The organism is Leucobacter chromiireducens subsp. chromiireducens (assembly GCF_016758255.1).
Taxonomy (GTDB): domain Bacteria; phylum Actinomycetota; class Actinomycetes; order Actinomycetales; family Microbacteriaceae; genus Leucobacter; species Leucobacter chromiireducens.
This window is the reverse complement of sequence record NZ_QYAD01000001.1, coordinates 1,157,024-1,181,070: the sequence shown is the minus strand read 5'-3', so window position 1 is coordinate 1,181,070 and position 24,047 is coordinate 1,157,024. Positions and strand designations below refer to the sequence as shown.

General features: G+C 68.0%; 18 protein-coding genes and 1 tRNA gene. 7 read left to right on the top strand and 12 right to left on the bottom strand.

Annotation, left to right across the window (positions count from 1 at the left end):
* Positions 1 to 75 precede the first annotated feature (75 nt).
* Positions 76 to 3,420 (bottom strand): hypothetical protein, encoded by a 3,345-nt coding sequence (locus tag D3226_RS05520; RefSeq protein ID WP_202381343.1) that lies wholly within the window; start codon positions 3,418 to 3,420, stop codon positions 76 to 78.
* 263 nt (positions 3,421 to 3,683) lie between these two features.
* On the opposite strand from D3226_RS05520, the gene D3226_RS05515 reads away from it, so the two are divergent.
* Positions 3,684 to 3,757: transfer RNA gene (locus D3226_RS05515), tRNA-Met, on the top strand.
* 181 nt (positions 3,758 to 3,938) lie between these two features.
* Here the strand turns inward: D3226_RS05515 and D3226_RS05510 are convergent.
* Positions 3,939 to 4,160, bottom strand: coding sequence for a helix-turn-helix domain-containing protein (locus D3226_RS05510; protein WP_202381342.1), 222 nt, complete (start codon positions 4,158 to 4,160; stop codon positions 3,939 to 3,941).
* Between the two features lie 106 nt (positions 4,161 to 4,266).
* On the opposite strand from D3226_RS05510, the gene D3226_RS05505 reads away from it, so the two are divergent.
* Positions 4,267 to 5,187 (top strand): hypothetical protein, encoded by a 921-nt coding sequence (locus D3226_RS05505; protein WP_202381341.1) that lies wholly within the window; start codon positions 4,267 to 4,269, stop codon positions 5,185 to 5,187.
* 61 nt (positions 5,188 to 5,248) lie between these two features.
* Here D3226_RS05505 and D3226_RS05500 read toward each other — a convergent pair whose 3' ends face one another.
* The 5 genes from D3226_RS05500 to D3226_RS05480 all read right to left on the bottom strand — a co-directional run bounded on the left by D3226_RS05500 (position 5,249) and on the right by D3226_RS05480 (position 9,968).
* Entirely contained in the window at positions 5,249 to 6,601 is a 1,353-nt protein-coding gene (locus D3226_RS05500) for a relaxase family protein (protein WP_202381340.1), read from the bottom strand.
* Complete coding sequence (gene mobC / locus D3226_RS05495) at positions 6,601 to 7,032, bottom strand: plasmid mobilization relaxosome protein MobC (protein ID WP_202381339.1); 432 nt, start codon at positions 7,030 to 7,032, stop codon at positions 6,601 to 6,603. Before mobC ends, D3226_RS05500 begins: the two co-directional genes overlap by 1 nt.
* A 300-nt stretch (positions 7,033 to 7,332) precedes the next feature.
* Entirely contained in the window at positions 7,333 to 7,836 is a 504-nt protein-coding gene (locus D3226_RS05490) for a hypothetical protein (RefSeq protein WP_202381338.1), read from the bottom strand.
* Between the two features lie 77 nt (positions 7,837 to 7,913).
* Positions 7,914 to 9,299: a hypothetical protein gene (locus D3226_RS05485; protein WP_202381337.1), complete on the bottom strand. Its 1,386-nt coding sequence runs from the start codon at positions 9,297 to 9,299 to the stop codon at positions 7,914 to 7,916.
* A gap of 393 nt (positions 9,300 to 9,692) precedes the next feature.
* Positions 9,693 to 9,968, bottom strand: coding sequence for a hypothetical protein (locus D3226_RS05480; RefSeq protein WP_202381336.1), 276 nt, complete (start codon positions 9,966 to 9,968; stop codon positions 9,693 to 9,695).
* Between the two features lie 321 nt (positions 9,969 to 10,289).
* On the opposite strand from D3226_RS05480, the gene D3226_RS05475 reads away from it, so the two are divergent.
* A complete protein-coding gene (locus tag D3226_RS05475) occupies positions 10,290 to 11,636 on the top strand; it encodes a hypothetical protein (RefSeq protein WP_202381335.1) in 1,347 nt (448 codons plus the stop codon).
* A gap of 547 nt (positions 11,637 to 12,183) precedes the next feature.
* Here D3226_RS05475 and D3226_RS05470 read toward each other — a convergent pair.
* Positions 12,184 to 15,264, bottom strand: a complete 3,081-nt coding sequence (locus tag D3226_RS05470) for a UPF0182 family protein (RefSeq protein ID WP_202381334.1) — start codon at positions 15,262 to 15,264, stop codon at positions 12,184 to 12,186.
* Positions 15,265 to 15,431: 167 nt separating this feature from the next.
* The gene (locus D3226_RS05465; protein ID WP_237462249.1) at positions 15,432 to 16,556 is read right to left on the bottom strand and encodes a YlbL family protein; all 1,125 of its coding nucleotides are present in this window, start codon (positions 16,554 to 16,556) and stop codon (positions 15,432 to 15,434) included.
* A gap of 125 nt (positions 16,557 to 16,681) precedes the next feature.
* Here D3226_RS05465 and D3226_RS05460 point away from each other — a divergent pair, with 125 nt between their 5' ends.
* Positions 16,682 to 18,127, top strand: a complete 1,446-nt coding sequence (locus D3226_RS05460; protein WP_202381333.1) for a zinc-dependent metalloprotease — start codon at positions 16,682 to 16,684, stop codon at positions 18,125 to 18,127.
* Between the two features lie 103 nt (positions 18,128 to 18,230).
* Complete coding sequence (locus D3226_RS05455) at positions 18,231 to 18,626, top strand: VOC family protein (protein ID WP_202381332.1); 396 nt, start codon at positions 18,231 to 18,233, stop codon at positions 18,624 to 18,626.
* 66 nt (positions 18,627 to 18,692) lie between these two features.
* On the opposite strand, the gene D3226_RS05450 is transcribed toward D3226_RS05455, so the two are convergent.
* Entirely contained in the window at positions 18,693 to 19,391 is a 699-nt protein-coding gene (locus D3226_RS05450) for a helix-turn-helix transcriptional regulator (RefSeq protein ID WP_202381331.1), read from the bottom strand.
* Between the two features lie 79 nt (positions 19,392 to 19,470).
* On the opposite strand from D3226_RS05450, the gene D3226_RS05445 reads away from it, so the two are divergent.
* Entirely contained in the window at positions 19,471 to 20,226 is a 756-nt protein-coding gene (locus D3226_RS05445; RefSeq protein ID WP_237462248.1) for an alpha/beta fold hydrolase, read from the top strand.
* 103 nt (positions 20,227 to 20,329) lie between these two features.
* A complete protein-coding gene (locus D3226_RS05440; protein WP_202381330.1) occupies positions 20,330 to 21,193 on the top strand; it encodes a hypothetical protein in 864 nt (287 codons plus the stop codon).
* Here D3226_RS05440 and D3226_RS05435 read toward each other — a convergent pair.
* Both D3226_RS05435 and nudC read right to left on the bottom strand, forming a co-directional pair.
* Positions 21,186 to 22,943: a UvrD-helicase domain-containing protein gene (locus D3226_RS05435; protein WP_202381329.1), complete on the bottom strand. Its 1,758-nt coding sequence runs from the start codon at positions 22,941 to 22,943 to the stop codon at positions 21,186 to 21,188. The two genes, D3226_RS05440 and D3226_RS05435, sit on opposite strands and share 8 nt — an antisense overlap.
* Complete coding sequence (gene nudC, locus D3226_RS05430; protein ID WP_202381328.1) at positions 22,933 to 23,931, bottom strand: NAD(+) diphosphatase; 999 nt, start codon at positions 23,929 to 23,931, stop codon at positions 22,933 to 22,935. The genes D3226_RS05435 and nudC overlap by 11 nt, the downstream gene beginning before the upstream one ends.
* Between the last annotated feature and the right edge of the window lie 116 nt (positions 23,932 to 24,047).

The window sequence follows — 24,047 nt, the reverse complement described above, 5'->3', positions numbered from 1 at the left end:
GCTCCCTTCGTGTGTCTCTAGCTTGGCCCCGAAAGCTATGAATTCGATTAGGACGAACTGCATGTGACCTGCAGATTAGCGTCGTTCGATACCGAGTTCCGTGTTTCGTGCCCGGTGCGAGCGAGCGATTCGCAGGACCGCTGCGGCGAGCGCAGCAGAGAGCAGCAGTCCGGCGACGGCGAGCAGGGGAAGCGTGTCTCCCCCGGTACGGCTGAGTGGCTCGGGCGTCGGTGGGTGTTCGGCTTCCGCGGCCTGCACGGTAAAGAACTCGCCTGGGGCGCCGCACGTCCCCTGGTGGACGACAGTTTCCTGACCACCCTCCGTCATCACGAGCGTCTCGACGAACCCACCGACTCCGGTGCGATCGGCACGCGCGGGAACGCGGCGTGACTCGTAGGTGCCTGGTCCGGTGACGATCACCCCGTCTGGGTCTGAGTACTCCGGGATTTCGCGCTCGGGTGTGCAATTCAGGCTGCCGTCGGGCTCTGCTGCGTACGCGGTGAATCGCACACGGAACTCGATCCCGTCGCGTTCTGCAAGGCGCCCCTCCACAATCGCGGTGTCGTACACCTCCTCTCCGATCGCCACGGCGCCCATCGCTTCGGTGCGCACGCTCGGCCGCAGGATCGTGGTGGTCTCGTCCGGGTCGCCGCACACGCCGCGGGCGAGCTCCGTGCCGGTCCCAGCTGGTGCGCTGTCCGCACGTTGCGTCAGCACGGCGACCCACCAAACGGTATCTCCGTACTCGGGCAGCGCGGTGAGCTGCGGTGCACGCACGCTCCCGGGCTGCGCTATGAGGGTCGCGGGGGTCGTGAACACTCGGTTTTCAGCGGTGCAGGTGGCTTCCGCGGTTCCCGTCTGCGCCGAGCTGCCACGGTAGCCCTCGAACACCACTTCGTGCACAAGGCCGGGCCTCGTGGAGAGTTCACCAGACACTTCGGCAACGTCGCTGAGCTGTTCACCGATTGCCGCAATGCTCGATGCGTGCGTGGTGAGCGCTGGCGGCAGGACCTGCGTGCTCTCGGTGAGGTCGCCGCAGACGCCACGCTCCACAGGGATACGTTCGCCGCTCTCGTTCAGCCACAGCGTCGCGACCCACCAGATCGTCCCTGCCCAGTCGGGTTGCACCTCGACCGGACGCGACACATACGTCCCCGCACCGTCTACCGCGGTCGGGCCGGTCTCAAAGAGCAGATTTTCGGGGCCGCAACTGGGCGCCTCGGTGCTCGCTCCTTCCGCTGACTGCGGCTTCGTCGCGGCTTCGGCAGCGGTGCCCCGATAGCCGGCAAAGGTCACCTCCCATCTTGTGTCAGCTCCAACGCCCGCGCCTTCGCTGATTTCCGCCGTGTCGCTGATCCGGTCTCCCACCGCAACGCGCTCGGGGGCGTGCGTGGTCAGGGTTGGGCGGTCGATCGTGGTGGTCTCGTTGGGCAGCCCGCACGCACCCGCATGAATCAGCTGCGATCGATCGAGGCTGTCGAGAAACAGCGATTCCACCCACCAGATACGCTGCCCGTGCGCCCACCTGACCGGAAATGCGGGCGACTGCACCTCCCCGGCCGCTGTGACGGGCACGCGCGGGGAACGGAAGATGCGCTGCTCAGGCACGCACTGTGGGGTCCCGTCTGGGCCATACGCCTCACGGTAGGCATCGAAGAGCAGACTGTAGCGGGCACCGGCCGCGAGCTTTCCACTCACGACTGCGGTGTCACTGATGGCTTCGCCCACTCGCGCCCGCTCCTGCGCTTTCGTGACGACACCCGGGCGCGAGATCTGCGTGGTCTCGTTCGCTACCCCGCAGGTGCCGGTGTGCACTGGTTTTCCTGCAACCATGACTCGCTCCACCCAGTGCACCGTACCCGAGGACTTCACGGGGATATCCCGGCTACGGAAGACGCCGAGACCGGTGATCGGGATTCCAGCCTGGCGCGCGACCGGCTGCGCCACGCACCGTTCCTTCGGCGACATCGCCGCAATCTCTTCCGCCGTCCAGAGCACTGGGGCGGGTGATCGCGGCGGCAGCATCGTTCCCGTTACTCCTGCGGCGTCCCCGTTCACTGTCGTACCGGGTGCCACCTCGTCCTCGTTCACCGTCGCACCGGGTGCCTCGCCGTCTCCGTCCCACAACGCATCATCACTCCGACCGTCGTCCGGTCCCGGATCTTGGTCATCCTGCGGGGTTCGTTCCACCTGTTCAGGCACCGCTGAGAGCCGAGGCCTATCGGTCAAGCGTTCCGGCGGGGTATCGGGAGCGCCCTCGCTTCCCCCACTGAGGTTCCCCGCCTTGCCTCCGTCTGCGTCCTCGTCGGGCCGAGATTGAGGTGTCGTCTCGGTCTCGCGAATCACTTCCCAGTTCGTGTCATACTTCGGCTCCCCCGCCTCCGGAAAGAGATAAGCCGTGAACTCGCCTTCCGCGCCGGGCCACATCTCTGCGCGAGTTCCGGGCACGGCCGAAACATGCAGCTCATCGCGCATCACGCCACCAATCTCTGCCGCCGGTTGCGCGCGCGAGCTGACTCGGGGCGGTGCGGGCGGTGGCGGTGGCGTCGCCGATACCGCGGCAAGCCGACCGCTGAGCTGCGGAACGGCTGAGGCGCCGACGGCAACCGCGATCCGCTGCGCGCTCGCCCCCGCCGCCGTGCGCGTATCGTGCACCGTGAGCCGCGACTCCCAGCCGCGCATGCCGTTCTTGGCCCACCGCCCAGCGACCTCGACTCGCTCAGCCCCCGTACTCACGGCGATAACCTGAGTTCCGGCGCCACCACTCACCGCCAATCGCGCGTCTCCTGTGCGTTCAAACCGCCCGCCGGTCACAGAGAGTTCGGTCGTGCCTGCGGGGTAGCTCACTCGCATCTGGCGACTCTTGGCGTCCGGCACCTGCGTCAACGAGAGTTTGCCGGTCACCGGCGTAGCAGGCACGGGCCGAACTGCCCGTGTCTTTGCTTCCTGGTACAGCGCATCCGAGAACGCGATCAGCCGCCGCCCCTCCGCAGAACGATTGAGAATCGCAATTCGGGAGTTGAGATAGGGATTGCCCGCGCGAAAGTTCTCACGCATGCGCCACACCGTGATCTGCACGGCGGCCGCCTGCCAGGGATCTCGTGTCTGGCCGCGCGTATCAATGAGATAGTTCAGCTGACGCATTCCGTGCGGATCACTCCAGGCATGCAGCTGCCCCGTACGCCCCGGAAGCGACCCCGTCTGAGTGCCCGCGAGGAGGTTGCCGGTCGGCTCACCAAACTGAATCTCGATACAGTACGCGCGCTTCCCGTTCGGCATCACATAGTTCGAAATGACGAGGCCCCCCGGAAAGGTCATGGTTTCGCCGCGAGGCAGGGCGCGTGCCGGGGCATCCGCCGTTGCGACGAGGCCACCGCCCAACAGCACACCGAGGAGCACCAGGTGCGCTGCTCGGGTCACGATGCCGGGCCTCCTCGAGTTTTGGGGTGGGCCGTCACGAGCGGGACGCCCAGCCCGCCACCCCCATGTGCCAGGAATTCCCCGGTTTCGCCGCAGTCTCATCGCGCTCCCTTCGTCAGCGCCCGTATGGGCGTTCGGCGCATGTTCATGCGCCGTTCAGCGATCTTCGGGCACTTCGCGACTCGGTGCGACACGCCGTCCACAAGCGAAAACGGGCCTCGATTCGTGCTCGTGGAGGGGCCGTGCTAAAGTAATACATGTGCCGCGGGGTGGAGCAGTTCGGTAGCTCGCCGGGCTCATAACCCGGAGGTCGTAGGTTCAAATCCTGCCCCCGCAACGATGAGATTGGCCCCTGATCAGGTGTTCTTCACCAGATCAGGGGCCTTTCGCTTTCCCCATTTCGCCCCGATTCCGCCGAAGTACCGCCACAAGTACCGCCAGGCTCTTCTCTAGGTAGGCTGCGGTATGCACCGCCCTTCGGGCGGGCCGGGGGCCAGCTTGCCCCTCCGGGCAGGGGGTCAGGGTCGAAGAAGCAGATCGAGGGCGTCGAGGCCGAGCATCGCCGCGAACCGGTCGGCAGAATCGAAGGTCAGGTTCTCTCCGCGCTCGACTCGGCCCAGATACTGCACCGAGACGCCCAGCCGCTCGGCCAGCGCTTCCTGAGTAAGTTCGAGGGCCAGCCGATGCTCGCGGACGCGGGCACCGAAGACGATGCGCAGCGGGGTCGATTCTTGAGTCACCACTCAAGCCGAGTACAGGAATGCGCCTCTGACCAGCAACGGATGAGTTGCTATTGCGGTAGGCTGGCGAGCGGTATTTATGCCCGCTGACCGACAGGAGCCCCCAATGATGCCCCGCCTCGCCCGCACTGCCCCCGCGCTGCTCGCAGCGCTCGCGCTCACCGCGACCCTCGCAGCCTGCTCCGGAGGCGGCGCACCCAGCCCCGGCGGCACGGGCGGCAACCCCGCACTGGACGACGCCTTCGACTGGTCGCGCGCGAGCCACGGCCCCGCGCAGACCATCGAGTTCGTCCTCCCCGACGAGCTCGTCGCCATCGCGCCGGAGCTCGAGAACCTCACCGCAGTCCCGGTCAGCGCGACCGCTCGCGAACTCGACTCGGCGAGCATGTGCGCCGTGGACGTCGCGTACGACTTCCCGCAGGGGGTCGAAGCCGTCGCAGGTGGCGCAGGCATGAGCGAGGACGAGCTGCGCGACGAGGCCGCGATCCAGGCTTGGGGGCAATACGGCAAGTTCCAGGGCGACGGCGTCACCAACGCCGACGAGCAGCGCGAGTGGCTCGTAGAGCAGGAGACCGAGGCAATCCTCAGACTCGAGGAGAGCAGCGGCATCAAGCAGAACGTCGAGGGCGGCGTCGCGACGAAGATGGAATGGTACGACAGCCGGTTCGAGGAGGCCCTCGAGGCGCTGCGCCAGGACCAGGAAGGCCAGCTGGGCCGCACCGACGGGCAGAGCATGTTCGGCGCCGACGCGAAGCCGATCGACGAGCTCGACAGCGCCGACCCCGAGGACGGCTCCTACTACTCGGCAGACCTCGAGACCCTGACGATGGTCTGGGACTGCGCCGCCGACCCGCTCGACGCTAGCCCCTACGAGAGCGCCTGGTTCCACGTCCGGACCAGCGACGACGAGGAGCATCCCTTCGCCACTGCCTACATGACCTCGACGAAGAACGGCGACATCTACATCTTCGACGCGGAGGTCCGCAACTACGAGACCGACACGAACGGCGACTGGATCGCCGACTAGGCGCTGCGCGCCCGACCCGGAGCCCCGCAGCGCAGATGCGCTGCGGGGCTTTCTGCTCTGCTCACTCACCGAACTGCCCCTGCTCCACGCGGCCCTTGCGCAGCTCTGCGTCAGCGGCCAGCAGGCCCTCGGCCCGGCTCGCGAGCACCGGCTTAGAGGGCTCGACCGGAGTCGGCGCAGGCGTAGCCTCCCGCAGCCCCTCCGCGGCCTCCTCTACCTCGGCGAGGAAGTCCGACACCTCAGGCTCCTGCGCGGCCTCCTGCGCGCGCTCTACGGTCTCCGCGGCCCCGGCGCCCTCCTGCGGCTCCTCCACGGCCCCCTGCGGGGTCTGGGGCTGCTCCGCCGCGGGCTCGAACTCGGCCATGAACTCCTCGACTGCCGCGAGCGCTCCTGTCCGGCCCGTCACCGGCGCAGGTGCCGGCTCGACGCGAGCGGGCGGCATGCTGGCCCGCTGCTCCGCGAGCAACGTCTCGAAGCGCGGCATCGGATCGGCGCCCACAGGCACAGGCTGCCGCACCGGCTTCGCCGCCTTGCCACGAGCAGCGCGTGCCCGTCCGAGGCTCAGCTCGATGCCCTCGCGGCCGTAGGCCTCGCCGAGGCCCATCTTGCCCTTGGCACGAGCGTTGCGCTTCTTGCCGTCGGCGTCGGTAAAGGCATAGCTCAGCGCGCCCTCCTGGCCACGTTCACGCACCGCCACGCCCTCGGCAGCGAGCCGAGCCTGAAAGTCCGTCACCGTGCCGCCCTGAGCCGCTGAGAGGTCGATGCGCTCACGCAGGTCGTCGCGCCAGTTGTACTCGCCGCGCTCGCGCTTGCGGAGGTCGAACGCGGTCACGTTCGCCGCGCGCCTGCGGCCCTCGACCAGCTCCTTGTTCGAGTAGCCGAAGGCCTGCTCGATCATCTGGTCATTGAGCGCACGAAGCCGGTAGACGTTCGACATCTCGGCAGTGATCGCGCGGCCCGCCGAGCGCTCCTGGCGCACCGGTTTGCCGGTCTTCGCCGGGACGTACTCGAACACTGCCTCTCGGTGCGATTGCGCGATGACGGCACCGTGCACATGCCAAAGTCCAGAGGCGCCGTCTTTCTGAACTACGGCGATGCTCTGGTGCCCGGGAAATGCCGCCTCGGTGAAGCTCAGGCCGTAGGCGAGCGCCTTCTCTGCTGCCTCGGGGTCGTCGGGGTCAAGCTCCTCCGCCGTGAAGCTCAGGTAGAGCGACGCCGCCTGCCGCTTGGCGCCCTGTTTGCCGTGCGCTGCGCGGGTTATCGCAGCATCGCGGGCGAACGTCTCCGGCGTTGTTCCGATGCCGCTCGCGAGGACGTACCGGCGCTCGCCCGACCCGTCGTGCGCCTGACCGCCGGTGAGGTAGTTCCCGATCCTCCCCGCGGAGTCGGTAAAGCTGATGCCGAGTGTAGCCATTACTGCACCCCCGCCCGCAGGTCGGCGTCAACCCAAGCAGTGAGCGCCCGGGCCGTCTCGGCGTGCTGCGCCTGGAGCGCTTCGAGCCGCTGGGTCAGCCGCTCGACAGCGGCCACGTCGAGCGGATCGCCGCCGTTGACTGCGCGCGCGATCTGGTTCGCGTTGTTGCCGACCCGCTGGATCGCCAACCCAGTCGCGTTCACCGCGTCACGCGCCGAGTCCAGCTCGTCGCGCACCGCGTGCAGATCACGTGCTGCACGCACGCTCGCTGCTGCTCCGTCGTACCGCCGGAGCATGAGGCGGATCGCCGCGCTCTGGGTCGTGCCCAGACTCGCTGCGACGGTAGCCACCGCCTCAGCGTCCGACTCTGCGAGCCGGACGCGAACTCCAGGCAGCAGCCGCTCCCTCGTCGCTGTCGTTGGCTTCGCCATCTCCATCTCCTCCTTCGCAGCTCCTCAGCTGCCTGTCGTCGGTTAGGGCCCTACCTCTCCGGCGTTCCGCCTCCGAGGTTGGGCCCTAACCTTGGCGAGCATCTGTTCTGTAGGCCGCTTCGCGCCCCACAGAACAGAACTCGCCCCTCCTCCGTCGGGGGTGCAGGGGCTCCGCCCCTCCCCACTGCGCTTCGCTCCGTGGGGCCCCAACCCCCGGTCTCGGACGCTTCGCCCGAGCCCAGAGCAGCGCGTTTCCGATGTGTCGGAATCACGCTGTGGCAGCCCATGACGGATGCTCCGTCACGCGCTGGCGGCAGCTCCGCCGAAGTGCTCGATGAGCGCTTCGACGTCCATGCCGTCGGCGTCGCCGTGCTCCTTGCGGAGCACCTTGACTGCCGCTGCAACCTCGTCGGCGACGAGCTTGTGCTGGGCGTCGTCGAGCTGCTGGCGCAGCTTCTCGATGCGCTCGCGCTGCTTCTTGATCGCAGCGGTCGTCGGCAGCTCCTCGCCGCGCTTCTCGAAGACCTCCGCCAGGCCTGCGCGGCGCTCGGCAGCGAGGCGCTGCTTGCGCTGCACGAGGAGCCGCTCGGCGTCCTCCACGAGCTTCGTCGTGCTCGACACCGCGCGCGCGGCCCTGCGCTCCTGCGAAGCACTCGCAGCGGGCTTGGCAGCGGGCGCCGCCTTCGCCTCGGCAGGGATGCTCGGGGCAGGCTGCGGCCTGCTCTCGGCGCCGTGCGTGGGGGTCGGGCTCGAAGGAGCGGAACCGCCCTTGAAGAGAGAGCCCATATCGATGTTGTCGGCCATTCTGGCCACCTCCTGATGTAGTGCGGGTCGTGCCCGCTGCTGTGCGCCCGCCGCGGTCGCGGCGGGCGAGGTCTTCGTCACCCGCGGCGGCTGCCGCGGGTGTGCTTCTTCTCGTAGCGCGCGAGCATCGCCGCCGCCTTCCGGTCGAGCCCGTCGAGGGTGGCGCGATTGACGAAGAACCGCCCGCCGTCGGCGGCCTCCTCTACCTCGTTGCTGCGGTCGAGCATCGCCCTCATCACGGGGTCGTCGTCCCCGGCGATGTCGCCGTCGAAGCACTGCCCCTCCTCGTCGCCCGGCTCGTGCTCGGCGTCGTTCACGCAGCCCACCTCGCAGCCGTTCGCCTCGTGCCAGGCGGCTCGCTCCGTGGCGCGCTCTTCGAGGCGCGCCACGCGCAGCTCCTGCGCTTCTTCGAGCGCGCACCACTCTTCCCAGAACTTCAAGTGACCGCGATCCTTGAGGTGCCAGAGCTTGAGGTCTCGCTTCTGCGCCTTGCGCGAAGCCTCCGCCTCCTCGTGCGCCGCCCGCGCCTCCGCCTTCTCCCGCGCGAGCTGCCGCTCGTGCTCGGCGCGGTACTCGGGATCGGTCGCCAGGCGCTCCTCGTGCTCGCGCCGCTCGTCCTCCCGGCGCGCCGCCGCCTCCTCGGCCTCCCGCGCCTCCTGTGCGGCCCTCTGCGCCTCTTCCGCGGCTCTCTGAGCCTCGGCCTCGGCCTCGCGCTTCTCGGCCTCCTCACGGGCCTTCTGCGCGGCTTCCTGCTGCTCGGCATAGAGCCGCGATTCCTCGACCTGCTGCGCTTCCCGCTGCTGCCGCTCCTCGACCTCTCGGTCGTCGGCCCGCCACTGCTCGGCGCGCTTCTCGTAGCCTTCCCAGAACGCAGGCCCCCTATCCTTGTACGTCTTCGAGTGCATCCGGCGGACGTCGCGCGCCGTCAGCTCGCCGTCGAGGATGCGGTCCGTCAGCCGATCCACTAGCGTCTGCTTGGCCGCCTTCGCCGGGTCGATCCCCTCGTAGGCGTTCAGCGCATCCACGTCGGCGCGCCAGTCCCAGCCAGGGCTCGCGATCACCTCGTCGTCGCCGTACAGCGCTTTGCCCTTCGCCTGCTGCTCGGGGTGCTCGTGCGTGCAGTAGCGCGCCCCTCGCGCCGGAGCGTGCTTGCCCTTCATCGGCCCCGGCTCGTCGGGGTGGTAGATGAACGGCTTCACGATCACCGGCACAGGAAGCATGCGCTGCACCGCCTCGGCGCTCCGCTTCGTCTTCGGGTCGAAGAAGAAGACGTGCCCGTGCTCGCGGCTGCCGGGGTCGCGGTCATGCACGATGCCGACCGCCTTGACGTGAGGCTTGCGGCCCCCGACGAACTCGCGGATGTGCTCCTCGGTCAGGTCGTGACCGACCACTGACCAGGCCCGATTCCCAGGCTTGTAAGGCGGCGGCTTGCGCTTCTTCTTGGTAGACTTGTGGGTAGACATGGCTCCGAACCAGTCCTCTCTGAAACCCCCGGCGGACACCGGGGGTTTCCTCGTTTTGTGCCCATTCCGAGCACGTCTCGCACCGGCCGCGCCGACCGATGGAAATATCTGAGCCCGAAACGAGGGTATGCACCCTTCCGTTCTGTGCTCTGACCTGGGCTTTACACGCGCCCAGGCACGTCTGACTTGATTTGTCGCAGCGAAACGAGGGTATGCACCACGCACCGAGAACCGCGGAATCATGCCGATCTGCACCCCGAGTGCATACCCTCCTTTTTTCGGAAACGAGGGTATGCACCGCGGAAACGAGGGTATGCATGCCGAAACGAGGGTATGCAGACACGCGTACCAGCCCCTCGCAGCGCATCGCCGCCAGCCTCCCGGCCCGCCGCCCTAGCTCCGCGCCCCTCGCGCGTCCAGCCAGGCGTCAACAGCGTCCAGCAGGTAGTAGCTGCTCGCTCCGTCACTCTCGTGGACTGGCGGCACCGCATCCTCGGGCAGCAGGCCGTGGCGCACGCGGTGCCTTTTGTTGACCAACGTCTGCGGCGCCCAGCCGATGTATCGCGCCGTCGCAGGCCCATTCAGCCGCCGGGGTCGCGGCTCGGCGGCCTTGGGCGCGGCGGTTTTCTTCTGCTTCTGGGTCGTCTTCTTGCGGGCCTTCGTAGCCACGGTGCGCTCCTTCGGGAACACGCACCCCGCCAGAGTGCGTATCACCGAGAGCTAACGGGACCCGGCTCGGCGACCTTCGCCTCTGAGCGTCTAGCTAGTAGCCCGGCTCCGTTGCACCGGCCCAGAGCAGGGAAACCCCTGCTCGCCGTCCAATCCCGCGACGGCCCAGGTATCTCGTTTACGCCGGGGATTCGGCCACGCTCTCCCAGTTTCCAAGGCTCGCGTCGAGGTTATGATCCGAGCCTACCACACCCTTCCAAATCTTGCACAGCGCACCCCTTCCCACTTGATTTGAACCGTTACATAAAGTACCGTTGAAGCATGGCGAAGAACACAGCACTCAACCCCGGCGAGCACACCGTCGACCGCAACGAGCCGAAGTGGGTCGAGGCCCGCAAGGCCTACCGGCATCGCTTCAGCGTGAAACTCCGCGACGGACGCCTCCTCAAGGACCTCTACGGCCAGGGCCCGACGAAGACCGCAGCCAGAAAAGCCGCACTGACCAGGGCAAACGAACTGCTGCGTACCGGCGGGAACCGCGGCAGCTGGAAGCCCTCCGCCTCACTGCGCGACTACGTCGAGGAGGTGACCCTGCCCCTGGTCGCCAAGACACCCAACGAGAACACCCGCAGCCGCTACATGCTCGCCGTCGGCCAGCTGCTCGGCTGCCGCTACGCCGCCGAGGGCCACGCCGCCGACTGCGACGAGGCGGGCCTGCACCGCCACGACTGCGAGGGCCACCCCGGCGAGAAGCACGCCCAGAGCTTCGCAGGGCACTCCATCGCGTCCGGCATGCGCTTCCGCACCATCGAGGCGAACTTGCAGGAGATCGCCGCCCTGCACGGCCAGGAGAGCGCGCGGCAGGCCCGCACCGTCCTCGGCAAGTACCTCGCCCAGCAGCTCATCCGCGACGAGGTGATCGAGGCCAACCCCATCGCGGGCATGGCAATCGACCTCGAGAGCATGCGGCGCCAGCGCGACGACGAGCAGGGCGAGCGCGTAGCCCTCTCGCGCGAGCAGTGGCTCGCCTGCGTCGATTACCTGCTCGCCATCGACCCCGAGGCCACCCCCAAGCCGCGCCGGGGCCGCTGGAGCCATGCCGACGCGATCGCAAAGCGCCGAAACGCCGTAGACCTCGCCCTGTTCCAGGTATCCACCGGCGCGCGCCAGGTCGAGGTCGTTCACCCGAACAAGGGCCTGACCTGGGGTCGACTCGATGCCCGCGCCGACGGCCGGGTTATCGCCGAGCTGTGGGGCAAGGGCTCGACGGTCGCGAAGCCCCTGAAGCGCTGGGTGCCGCTCTTTGACCCCCGAGCCGCCGAGCGCATTCTGGCCCGGCGACAGGAGGCCCCGGCCAGCCAGCTTGTGATCGGCTCCCCGAGTGACCCGAGCGAGCCCTGGGATCGCGACAACGCTAACAAGGCGAGCCGGGTGATCTACGACGAGCTCGCCGAGGCTCTGGGTATCCCCGTGCTCGCGACCAAGTGGGGGCGCTCGCACGCCTGGCGCTACACCCTCAACACGCTGCTGCGCGCCGAGGGAGTACCCGCAGAGATCCGCGCCACGTACTTCGGGCACGATGAAGAGATCAATCTCAAGCACTACACCGACCTCCGCAACGTAGACCCGCTGCTCGACGCCGCGGATCGGCTGATCCAGCGCGTCTGAGGCGCGCCTGAGAGTACCGCCAAAAGTACCGCCATGCGGCGGTACTTTCTGGTACACCCCGGTAGGCCTTGGGATGATCCAGTACCCCCAAGATCGGCTCGTTTACAGCGCAAACTCGACCACCCAACCCGCTCGCTCAAATAGAACGCGCGTAACCCGGAGGTCGTAGGTTCAAATCCTGCCCCCGCAACCGTGAGGAAGGCCCTGATCAGGAGAAATCCAGATCAGGGCCTTCCGCCTTTTCTCGGCAGTTTTCTGTGGCACGACGCGCGCCGCTTGCTGCGCTGCAGCCCCTGGCCGCCTGGCAGCCCGTTTCGCAGAAGCCCCTCCGCCCGCACGGGACGACGAAATCTTCGCCGCCGTCCTCGCTCTGTGAGCGACGCTCACCGGCCACACGGCATTCATCCGCGATCTTGCACTCCCCGGCAGGCCTGCGCACGCAGGGACACTCACGCACACACCCCGGAGACACGCAAAGGGCCCGACCTCAAGCATTGCTCGAAGCCGGGCCCTCTCGCGCGCGCACTGCGCGGCGCATCCGACGGGACTAGCCCTTCAGCGCGTCCTCGATCGCCTGACGCAGCTTGTCGTCGGCCTTGCCGTAGGCGGCCCAGTCGCCGTCCTTCATCGCCTTGTCGCGCTCCTGCAGTGCCTCCTGCATCGCACGCAGCGCGGGATCGTCGTTCGCGCCGGCCGACCCCGATGAGCCGCTCTCGCCGCCAGTCTCGCCACCTTCGTCGCCCTCGCCAGGCGTTGCGCCCGGATCGACCTCCGTGCCGCCGTCGCCGGCGTTCGCGCCGGAGTTTCCGCCGAAGAGTTCATCAAGCGCCGCATCGAGGGTGTCCTCGAAGGCGATGTCATCACCGAAGGAAACCAGCACCTTCTGCAGGATCGGGAAGCTCGTGCCCGACGATGCCTTCACGTACACCGGCTGCACGTAGAGCAGACCGCCACCGACTGGGAGGGTCAGCAGGTTGCCGCTGATGACCTTACTCTCGCCCTGGCGCAGGATGTTGAGCAGGTTCGAGACCTTCGAGTCGGTGGTGAAGCTGTTCTGCACCTGACCCGGGCCGGGGATCGAGTTGCTCTTCGGCAGCGTCAGCAGCTTGAGCGTGCCATAGTCGTCCGAGACCTTCCCATCCGTGGATCCCGCATTCGAGTTCGCAGCCAGGTAGCCGGTGAGAATGTCTCGCTGGCCCTCTCCGCGCGCATCCGGAATGTACGTCGAGTAGATCGAGTAGTTCGGATCCTCGTTCGCCCCAGCCGCCATCGTCAGGTAGTAGGGCGGCTGCGCGAGCTTCTCCGCGTTCGCGGTGTTGCTCGACACTGGGTCGTTCGGCGTACGCCAGCGATCCTCAGCCGAGTAGAAGGCATCGGGGTCGGTGACGTGGTACTCGCCCAACACGGCGCGCTGCACCTTGAACATGTCGGTCGGGTAGCGCACGTGGCTCAGCAGGCCACCGCTCATCTCGGAGACGTCCTTCAGCGTGCCCGGGAAGATCTTCCCCCACGACTTCAGGAGCGGATCCTCCGAGTCCCATGCGTAGAGCGACACCGTGCCGTCGTACGCATCAACCGTGGCCTTCACCGAGTTGCGGATGTAGTTGACCGGCTTCGGCATGGGGTCGCGGGTCTTGTCGACGGAGTCAACCATCAGCGCGTTCATGTCGGTGACCTCGGAGTACGGGTAGTCAGCCGAAGTCGTGTAGCCGTCAATGATCCATACGATACGCCCGTCAACTACAGACGCGTAAGGCGACCCGTCGATCGTGAGGTACGGCGCCACCTTCTGCACCCGATCGACCGGGTTGCGGTCGTAGAGAATCTGCGAGCCATCAACCACGGCGCCCGAGAGCAGCACCTCCATGTCCTGGAACTTCAGGGCATAAATGAGCTTCGTGAAGATGTTGTTGAGCTCGGGGCCACCGTTGCCCGAGAACGTCGTCATGTTCTGACGTCCGCCCTCTGCGGACGCCTCAACCTTGTCGCCCTCCGACTGCTCCTCGGCGATCTTCTCGTCGCTCGGGGCGGTGGCAGCGCTGTCGTCCGCTGCGGGCGCGTCGGCGCTTGCCTCGGCGGCGGCGCTGTCTCCAGCGTTCTCCTCGGCAGGAGCGGCGTCGTCTGCGGTTGCTTCGGCGACGCTCTCGGCATCAGCCGGGAAGTCGAGCTCGATCGGCTTCTTCCGCTCGCCGCCCACAATTGAGTAGGTGGGTGACTCGAGGCCGAAGTACACGCGGGGCTCAAACTTGCCGAGCTTCCCGCTCGTGGGAATGCCGTTCTCAAGGAACACGGGCTCGCCGCCCGACGAGCGCTGGTTACCGTACGCCGCAACCATGCCGTAGCCGTGCGTGTAGACGAGGGTGCGGTTATACCACCCCTTCTGATCCTCAATATTGATATCGCGCACCGCCGAAACGGTGTCCTCGATCTGCCCGTCGATCTCGTAGCGGTCCACGCTCAGCGAGGTGGGGAACTGGTAGTACTGACGGATCTGCTCGAGCTGAGCGAACGTGGGCGACACCACCTCAGGATCGATGATGCGGATGTTCGCGGTCGCCGCGGCGTCATCGCGCAGCGCTCCCGGCTCGGCATCGGTCACCGCGTCGTACCGCTCGACTTCAACGTCGTCGAGCCCGTACGCGGTGCGTGTCGCATCGATATTGCGTTGGATGTACTCCGACTCCAGGCTCTTCTCATCCGGGCGCACCTGGAACTGCTGCACGCCCCAGGGGTAGCCGATGCCGAGCACAATGCTCGACACGAGGAAGAGCACCGTGCCGACGACCGGGAGGCGCCACTTGCCCGTGAACGCGGTCACGAGGAACAGGATCGCCACGATGATCGCGATGCCCGCGAGAATCTGCTTGCCCGGGATGACGGCGTGCACGTCCTGGAACATCGCACCCGTGCGGATTCCACCGGAGGTGGTGAGCGAGCGGTACTGGTCGAGCCAGAGGCTTACAGCCTGCAGCAGGAGGTAGATCGTTGCGAGCACTGCCGCCTGGATGCGGGTCGACTTCGACACGCGCACGTCGCGTCCGGAGAACGCGATGCCGCCGTAGAGGTAGCTCGTCGCGACGCCAGCGATGAGCGCGATGAGCGTCACGGCGGAGGCGAAGCCCACGATGCCCTGCAGCATCGGCAGGCTGAACAGGTAGAAGGAGATATCGAAGCCGAACTGCGGATCTTTCTCCCCCGTCGGCTCGGCATTCAGCCAGAGCAGCGCGGTCTGCCACTGCGTTGCCGTGCTGACGCCGGCGAACAGGCCGAGCACCGCGGGCAGCCCCCACTTCACGAGGCGGCGGAGCGGCTCAAACAGCTCCTGGTAGCGGTCGAGCTGAGCGGTAAGCCGCGCGTACACGGGCCGCTTTCGATACGCGATGTCGATCGCGAAGAAGATGGGAACCGCCATGCCAAGGAAGCCAATGACGAACATCACCGCCGCCGCAATCCACTGGGTGGTGAGTACCGGCAGGTAGCCGGTTTGCTTGTACCACAGCACCTCGCCCATCACCGCGGCGACCGCGAGGAAGCCGAGAATCAGGATCACCACGAGGATGATGGTGGCGGCAAGCGGCGAGAGTCGGCGCTGGGGAGCGGCTGGCGCTCCCATCGTCTGGTCGGTCACGTCTCTGAGTACTTTCCTGTCCGAAGGGCACCTGGCGGCGCTGAGCGGGTTCCGCCCACCACCCTATCCCCCGGCGCTGACAATCCTCCGGGATCCGAGTCAGCTTTGCCGCGCTTCGTGACTCGATCGCAATCCGGGACTCGATCGGGATCCGGGCACTCGGCTCGCTACTGCACCGCCCCGCAGCGCTCGGTGCCAGCCACGGGCTTCCCGGCACCGCTGTCGGCGATCGCGTCGAGTGCCTCATCCAGCGTCGCCACGGGAGCGATCTGCAGCCCGTCAGGGACGCGCTTCGGCAGGTCAGCGCAGTTGCCCATGGGCATGAGGAACAGGTCGCTCCCCGCGCGCTCGGCCGCCCACATCTTCTGCTCCAGGCCACCGATCGGGCCGACCTCGCCGTGATCGTTCACGGTGCCGGTGCCGCTCACCGCGCGCCCGTCAAGCATGTCCCCTGGCGTGAGCTGGTCCACGATCCCGAGCGCGAAGATCATGCCGGCGCTCGGCCCGCCGATCTCCGAGAGGCTGATGTCCACCTCGTGCGGCAGGTCGTACACCGAGGAAATGATCGCACCAATGAGAGGGTCCGTTCCTCCCTCCGGCACGGCGGGTGTGAGCACGACGGATTGCTCCGCACCGTCCCGGCGCACGTCGAGCGTCAGCTCGGATCCCGCGCCGGCTGCAATGATGGCGTCGCGCAGCCCGGCGAAGTCGGCAACTGGGCTGCCGCCCGCGCGCAGAATCACATCACCGTCCTGCAGCACACCGACCGCGGGCCCATCCTCGGACACTGCCGCGACCGTCAGTTCCACCGGCACGTCCTCACCGAGCGCGCGATACGCGGCAGCGGCGGCCTGCGCCTGCGACGACTGCATCTGCACGGTGCCCTGCGCCTCGCGATCCTCAAGCGTGGTGCCCTCGGGGAAGAAATCGCTTCGTGGCGCGATGCGCTGCGACGGGTCGACGAGTGCCGGCACGAGCGCCAGCCAGCTCGCGGGATGCTCTGGGCTGCCCACGAGGGACACCGTGAGGAGGTTGAGCTCTCCCGTCGTCGGGTAGGTCTTCGCCCCCGGAATAGAAATCACGGGGCGCGACTCGCCATCGATCCGCGCCTCGCCGAGCGTGTTCACCACGGGGCCGGGCCGTTCCACCGTGAAGGGCGAAGGGATCACCGCGGCCAGCAGCACGATGCACGCGGCCAGCGCAATGCTCAACGCCCAGCGCGAGCGACGCTGTTGCCGGTGCAGTTCGTCAGTTTCCACGACCGTGCCGTACTCGCCCAACGTGCTCCTCAAGTTCCAGATCACCGCGCCTGTTCGCACTCGGCGCAAAGGAAAACGCCGAGCGCGGGTCAATCTAGCAGGAAGAACTGACCGCTGTGCCGTAGCGTGGAAACACGACGAACAGCGAGGGAGCGGCGATGAGCGCGAACGACCACGACGGCTCCGATCGAGAGGGCCGGAACGACTTCGAGGACCTCCAGCGGATCCTTGGCGAAATGCTGTCCGGGCAGGGCGGCGATGGCGCGGCGCTTGATCCCGAGCAGTTTGCGAAAGCAGCGGGGATCCCGATCGATCCGCAGATGCTGCAGGGACTGTTTTCGACGCTGCAGGGCGCGATGCACAACCCTTCCGCCGAGATCGACTGGTCGGCGACCCGCCGCACAGCCATCGAGGTGGCGAGCGACGGTGCGGCTGCCGCCGATCCCGCGCCTGCGATGCGCGCGTTCCCGGTTGCGACGCTGTGGCTTGATGAAGTGACCGACATCGGTGCGACTCCGGACGCACCGCGCACGCTCGGTCGCATCGAGTGGGTGCAGCAGACCGTGGACACCTGGGTGGGCCTTGCGCAGCCGGTCGCCGAGTCCATCACCGGCGCGCTCATGGGGGCGCTCGAAACGCAGATGCCCGAGGAGCTCGGTGATGCACTCAAGGGCGCAGCGCCGATGCTGCGCAGCGTGGGCGGCGCGCTCTTTGCCGTGCAGCTCGGCACCATCATCGGCAAGCTCTCCGGCGAGGTCGTCTCGGCCGGAGATGTTGGGATCCCGCTGCTCTCAGGCCCCGGCCGCGAGGGTGGTGCGTTGCTCCCCGGCGGCGTTGCCGCGTTCGCAGAGGGACTCGATCAGGATCCCGAGGCGGTGACTCTCTACCTCGCCGTCCGGGAACTTGCGCACGCGCGACTGTTCCGCCACGCGAAGTGGCTGCGGCTGCACCTCCTCACCGCGATCACCGACTACTCGCGCGGCATCCGCATTGACACGGACCACATCCAGGATCTCGCGCACGAGATCGATCCGGAGCATCCCGAGCAGATCCAGCAGCTCATCACGAATGGTGCGCTGATTCCGCCGAAGACCGAGGAGCAGGAGGCCGCTCACGCGCGCCTCGAGACGATGCTCGCGCTCGTCGAGGGCTGGGTCGATGTGGTGACGGCGGACGCGGCGAAGCGGATCCCTGGCGCGGAGGCGATCGCCGAAATGGTGCGGCGCCGCCGCGCCACCGGCGGCCCCGCCGAGCACGCATTCGCAGCGCTGGCGGGCCTTGAGCTCCGCCCGCGTCGGCTCCGCGAGGCCGCGGCGCTGTGGCGTTTGGTGGGCGAGCGCAGCGATGTCGCCACCCGCGACGGGCTGTGGGCACACCCCGATCTGCTCCCCACTTCGGAGGAGCTCGACCACCCGGCGCAGTTGCTTGAGCGACTGGGGCTGAGTGGCGCGACGCCCGAGGCACCCGTTGACGAGTTCGATGCGGCGCTTGCGCAGCTGCTCGACGGCGAGCTCCCCCCGCACGCGGGTGGCGAGGATGGGCGCGACGAGGGGCAGCCGAACAGCGACGGCCCTGAGCCCACGACGCCTCCGACGGCGTCCTAGCCCCGGGCGGCGTCCGAGCCTCCGGCACTCAGTGAGCCCCCGCGCAGCGAGCGCGGGGGCTCACTCAGTTTTGCGGTCGTGTGGCGCCTGCCAGACTGTACGTATGCCCGGGTTTCATCATGTAGAGGTGTGGGTCGCCGACATTGCTCCGGCCCGCGAGGAGTGGGGCTGGCTGCTCCGCGAGCTGGGATTTGTTCAGGAGAGCGTGTGGGATGAGGGCGAGTCGTGGTCAGCTGGAGGGCCCTACCTCACGCTGACGGTCTCTCCGAAGCTGTCGGGAAGGACGCACGATCGTCGAACGCCTGGAGTCAACCACATCGCGTTCGGTGCTGGTGCTCCATCCGAAGTCGACAGAATCATGGCCGGTGCCAGCAGCCACGGCTGGAGTGCGCTGTATGAGGACCGATATCCACATGCTGGCGGGCCGCAGCACTATGCGGGCTGGATAGAAAACTCGGCCGGTTTCAAGGTCGAGATCGTTGCGGACGAAATAGCGTAGCTCCTCCTGAGGTCCGTATTCGGCTCGCGGTGCACTTGACGCGTGTTCCCCCCTCGTGGGACAACGTCAGCCGCGCGCCCGGTGCACCGGCCGCGTATTCGCTGGCGGATCCCCCACTTCCGCGACCGTGTGGCCGGAGCAAGGCGTCTTCGTCACGCTCGCCCGTTCGATGCGCGCCACCCGAAACCACCGCATTGCATCGCGCAGGCGGCACCACCCCACCAGGTACCACGTACCGTGGGCTGCGGCGAAGAGTACCGGCTCCACGTCGCGTGTGGTGATCGCCCCGTCGCCCGCGACGTACTGGATGCGAACCACGCGCTGATCGGCCATCGCCGCCTCAACCGCGGAGCGGACCAGCCGGGCGGGCCGTTCAGCATCAGTGACCCAGACCCGACGTGCGAGAGCGTCCGCGCGAGCGCGCGTTCCCGGGTCGAGCACATCAAGCACCTTCTGCACACCGGCGACCGCGAGGTCGGCATACGGCGCGTCCTGTGCTGCCGACACCGCGGAGAGGAGCGCAACCGCTTGCTCAGGCGAGAGCGTCACGGGCGGCAGCGTGGCCGCCGCAGCGAAGCCGTAGCCGCCCCCGGGACCGGGGCGAGACCAGAGTGGCGCACCACTTCGCTCAAGCGCCGCGAGGTCTCGCTTCACCGTGCGGACCGAGACCTCGAATTCGCGCGCGAGCCGATCCGCAGAGTATCCCCGGGTGCCGCTGCGACGCAGCATCTCGGACATGGCGTGCAACCGTTCGGCGCGCTTCATCGCGCGTTTCCGCGGGCGTCAAAATTCATGACATAAATAGTGACATACTGCTGTCCACTACGCCTGCCAGAGTCGAGGTATGACAGACACCACGCCACACACACCGATGACCTCTCAGCCTCCGCTTCTCATCCTCGTTCCCGGCCATTGGCTGGGCGCGTGGGCGTGGGACGAGGTGCGCGTCGAACTCGCCGCCGTTGGGATCGATGCGCACGCCGTCACGCTCCCCGGCATGGATCCCGACGATCCGCACCGCGCTCAACGGACGCTCTCGGAGCAGGCCGCGGCGATTGTTGAACTCATCGCCACGAAGGAGGGCGCGCACCCGGAGCGAAGGGCCGTGCTCGTTGCACACAGCGGAGCGAACGGGCCCGTCAGCCTCGTCCTCGATCAGCACGCATCGCTCATTGAGCGCGTGATCTGGGTGGACTCAGGGCCGCTCAGCTCTGGCACGGCATTCGCGCCCAACCTCCCCGCGGAGGTCACCGAGCTTCCGCTGCCTGCCTTTGGGGTGCTTGCGGAGCAGGCAAGCCTGGACGGCCTGAGCGGGGCCGTGCTTGCACGATTCCGCGACCGCGCGGTAGCGGAGCCCGGCCCCGTGCTCCGGGAGGCCGTATCTCTCGCGCAGCCCGCTCGGCGCGAGGTGCCCACGACGCTCGTGTGCTGCTCGATTCCCAGCGCCCAGGTTCTCGAGCTCGCACGCGCAGGCCACCCGATGTTCGCGGAGGTTGCCGAGCTCAGCGAGGTGCGCGTTGTCGATCTTCCCACCGGGCACTGGCCGATGTGGAGCCGCCCCCGAGATCTTGCCGATGTGATTCGCGCGGAGATCGCATAGGGCACTCGCTCACAGGGCGGGAGCGTCTCCCGGCGCGCCCACGTGCGCCGGGAGGCTGTGGACAACCAGCGAGGCAGGGAGACTTCCCCGCACACTAGTGGCCATGCCCGCGTTTCTTCGACTCCGCCCAGACCTGCCGGTCTGCTGGGAGAGTCCCGACACCCTACGCGTGGGGTTTGAGCGTGCCTACGCGCGCATCGTGTCGCCGAGTGCGGGCCAGCAGCGTCTCCTCGGCGCACTCCGCACCGGCTTTGCTGCGGCGGACCTGCCGCAGGTGGCGCGCCGCACGGGCGTGACGCTGCAGGAAGCGCGAGCGCTCCTCTCCGCGGTAGAGCGTGCCTGTCTGCCACGCACGGAACCAGTGCACGCGCTCCCCACTGTTCCGCGCTCCGCGCTACCGCCCCAGCTGTTCATCGACGACGCGGGGAGGCCTGTGCCCGGCTTTGCGGGCGCACTAACGCACGGGGTTGGGAGCACAGTCGCGTGGTCTACGAAGGCCCCGGGCGCGGGCGCGGACACAGGCACGGGCGCGGACACGGCACCCGCACTCGTGGTGTTCGTTGAACGGTTCCTCGAGCCGCTCGAGCGCGCGCAGCGGTGGCTCGTCAGGGGTGTCCCCCACCTCCTCGTGCGCTTGACGGACACCCGCGCGTCGGTGGGCCCGATCGTGGCGCCGCCCGGTGCCCCCTGCCACACTTGCATCACGCTCGCCGTCCTCGAGGCAGACCCGGGCGCATCGGTGCTCGCAGCGCAGCTCGTCGAGTCCACGCCTGCGAGCGAGACCGCAGCAGTGGGTGTGCTCGCCGCGGCGCTCACCGTGCAGTTCATCGACGCCTGGTTCAGAGGCGAATCGCGTGTGCATGGCACCCGGGTGTCGTTTGAGGTTGAGGCCGGCCACCCGCGCGGCACGCTCGAGGAGCATGAACTGTCCGCACACCCCGAGTGCGGGTGCGGCGGGTTTAGGTGAGCCCGGCCTCAGCGATGAACCGAGACGGCTGACGCGGAGCCCGCGCTCCCCCAGCAACGCCCGAGAGCCTGAGCGTGTCCCGGGCGCGCGTGAACGCCACGTAGGCAAGCCGCCGCTCCTCGTCAAGACTCGCCTCATCGACCGCGTGCACGATAGGAAACTGCCCCTCGCTGAGCCCGGCAACATGGACGAGCGACCATTCGAGACCCTTCGCGGCGTGCACGGCGCTCAGGGTCACGGCGTCGACCGTGGGCTCGTGTTGCGTGCGCTGCCGCGCCAGAAGCTCCTCGCTGAACTCCACGATCCCAGCACCCGGCGGCATCTCGTCGACCAGCGAGAGCAGCGCGCTCAGCGCCTCCCACTTCTCACGCTGCGCAGGACCCTCGGGCGGGCGAGCCGACCACCCGCCCGCACGGAGTGCGTCGCTCACGATCTGGAAGAGCGGCCGGTCGTGCGCGACCTTCGCTTCACCGCGGATCAGCATCACTGCCTGGCGCACATCGGCACGGTCGAAGAACCGCTGAGCGCCGTGCACGCGGACGCCAATGCCGTTCCGTTTGATGGCTTCCTCGAACCGAGCAGACTGCGCATTCGTACGGTAGAGCACAGCGATCTCGGATGCCGGGGTGCCCGCTTGCACTGCCGCAGCAATCGAGCCCGCCACCGCCTGCGCCTCGTCCGATTCTGATGCAAACCACTCAAACGTAGGCGGGGCTGCCACAGCGACTGGAGCGGAGGCGGCAGGAGCTGTGCCGGGCTCGCTCGCAGCCACCGAAGCCGCGGTGTCAACGTCGCCTGCGCCGCTGCCGCGCATCGCGCTGAGCGTCAGCGCACCCGGCTGGTCTCGCATCAGCCGGTTCGCTATACGCACGATCGGCTCCAGCGAGCGATAGTTGCGCTCCAGCCGCACCTGGCGCGCGTTCGGGTGTTCGACACCGAAGCGCAGCAGGTACGAACTCGATGCCCCCGCGAACGAGTAAATCGTCTGGCTCGCGTCGCCCACCACGCACACGTCGTCACGGTCGCCGAGCCACACCTTGAGCAGGGCGTGCTGCAGCGGCGAGACGTCCTGGTACTCATCGACCGTGAAGAACCGGTACCGCTCCCGCACCTGCAGGGCGACACGCGGCTCGCTTTCCAGCATGCCCGTGAGCAGCACAAGCACGTCTTCGAAGTCAATCTGCCGCCGCTCCTCAAGCAGCTCCACGTAGCCGCGCTGCAGGTCGACGAGTTGCTCCGCGGTGAGGCCTGTGGGAATCGGCCGCTCCTCAACGTGCGCGGCATAGCGGTCGATGCTCAGCATCGTGGTCTTTCGCCACTCGATTTCTGAGGCAAGGTCGCGAAGCGCCTCGCCCCCGAGCCGCATGTTGCGCGACTCCACGAGCTGCGACAGGGCCGCAACCTTTCCCGACAGGATCTGCGGCGCCGAGCCGCCCACCACATCGGGCCAAAAGTGTCCGAGTTGCGCGAGCGCCGCCCCGTGAAAGGTCTGAGCTCGCACGCCATCGGCGCCGAGTCCGCGCAGCCGCCCCTGAAGTTCGCCGGCGGCCTTTCGGGTGAAGGTGACCGCGAGCACCCGCTCTGGCGCGTACACGCCGCTGCGCACGCCATAGGCGATCCGGTGCGTGATCGCTCGCGTCTTTCCCGTGCCCGCACCAGCGAGTACCGAAATCGGGCCGCGCAGGTGCTCCGCGATCTGGCGCTGCTCGGGGTCGAGCCCGTCGAGCACTGATTCGGCGTCAGCGGCCACCGGGGCGCCCGTCCAGATCGTCGCTCACCGCTGCGTTCGCACGCGCATCGCCCGCGGGAACTTCAGCCAGCCAGCGATCAATGAGCCAGCGCGCGATCGACACCGACTGCGGCAGGATGATCCCTGGGTCAGGATTGCGCAGCTGCTCACGGCTGAACCAGCGCAGTTCTGAGATCTCTGCGGGATCGGGCTGCAGCGCATCCGGGTCGGCGCCGTCTGCCAGCGTGGCGCGGAAGCCGAGCATGAGCGACCGCGGGAACGGCCAGGGTTGTGAGGCGACATACTCGATGTTCGCCACCTGCACACCGGCCTCCTCGAAGACCTCGCGCGCCACGGTCTGCTCGAGCGCTTCACCTGCTTCCACGAATCCAGCGAGTAGAGAGAACCGCCCCGACTCCCACAGCGCGTTCGAACCGAGCAGGATCCGGTCCTCGTGTTCGATGAGCACGATCACTGCAGGATCGGTGCGCGGAAAGAGCTCGCCGCCGTGGGCGTCACGGCGACCCCAGCCGCCGAGCACCACCTCGGTGGGCTCGCCGTCGCGCGGCGAGAACTCCGCGGCCTCGTGCCAGCGCAGCAGGGCCGACGAGACGGCGACCAGCTCGCGCTCGGTGTCACCGAGGTCCCCGCTCGCAGCGAACGGGTGCCGCCACCGCACCGCAGTCTCCGCATCCGCGGCGCGCTCGTCGGTGGTCTCCGGGTTCTCCTCCGCCGCCGTCGCACACGCGAACACTGGCGCACCGGCCATCCGGCCGAGGTACACATGCCCAACCGCGGTACCCGTCAGATTCGGTTCACCGTGCGTGGGCACGAGCGCGAGCCGCGGCGCGGCGTCGGGACCCGTCACAGGCACCTCGATTCCGCGCAGCTGCAGCAGGCGCGCGCCGGGCTCGTTCCAGGCCGCGCGAAGCAACTCCGGGGTTTCCCGCGTCGCTGCGTCACGATCGAGCACTCCGCTGGCAAGTGGGGGGCGATCCTGCGTGTTCATTGCCTCTCCTCCTCTGCACCCTCGCGGGGCCGATCGAACGCGAACTGACACCCCGATCGAGGTGTCAGTGTGCTGTGCGGTGCGCGTGGCGCGACCACGGCCGCCCCGAGCCTGCA

Coding starts and splice junctions, on each gene's coding strand:
- D3226_RS05505 (WP_202381341.1), top strand. CDS start 4,267: ATGATGCCCCGCCTCGCCCGCACTGCCCCCGCGCTGCTCGCAGCGCTC.
- D3226_RS05500 (WP_202381340.1), bottom strand. CDS start 6,601: ATGGCTACACTCGGCATCAGCTTTACCGACTCCGCGGGGAGGATCGGG.
- mobC (WP_202381339.1), bottom strand. CDS start 7,032: ATGGCGAAGCCAACGACAGCGACGAGGGAGCGGCTGCTGCCTGGAGTT.
- D3226_RS05490 (WP_202381338.1), bottom strand. CDS start 7,836: ATGGCCGACAACATCGATATGGGCTCTCTCTTCAAGGGCGGTTCCGCT.
- D3226_RS05485 (WP_202381337.1), bottom strand. CDS start 9,299: ATGTCTACCCACAAGTCTACCAAGAAGAAGCGCAAGCCGCCGCCTTAC.
- D3226_RS05475 (WP_202381335.1), top strand. CDS start 10,290: ATGGCGAAGAACACAGCACTCAACCCCGGCGAGCACACCGTCGACCGC.
- D3226_RS05460 (WP_202381333.1), top strand. CDS start 16,682: ATGAGCGCGAACGACCACGACGGCTCCGATCGAGAGGGCCGGAACGAC.
- D3226_RS05455 (WP_202381332.1), top strand. CDS start 18,231: ATGCCCGGGTTTCATCATGTAGAGGTGTGGGTCGCCGACATTGCTCCG.
- D3226_RS05450 (WP_202381331.1), bottom strand. CDS start 19,391: ATGAAGCGCGCCGAACGGTTGCACGCCATGTCCGAGATGCTGCGTCGC.
- D3226_RS05445 (WP_237462248.1), top strand. CDS start 19,471: ATGACAGACACCACGCCACACACACCGATGACCTCTCAGCCTCCGCTT.
- D3226_RS05440 (WP_202381330.1), top strand. CDS start 20,330: ATGCCCGCGTTTCTTCGACTCCGCCCAGACCTGCCGGTCTGCTGGGAG.
- nudC (WP_202381328.1), bottom strand. CDS start 23,931: ATGAACACGCAGGATCGCCCCCCACTTGCCAGCGGAGTGCTCGATCGT.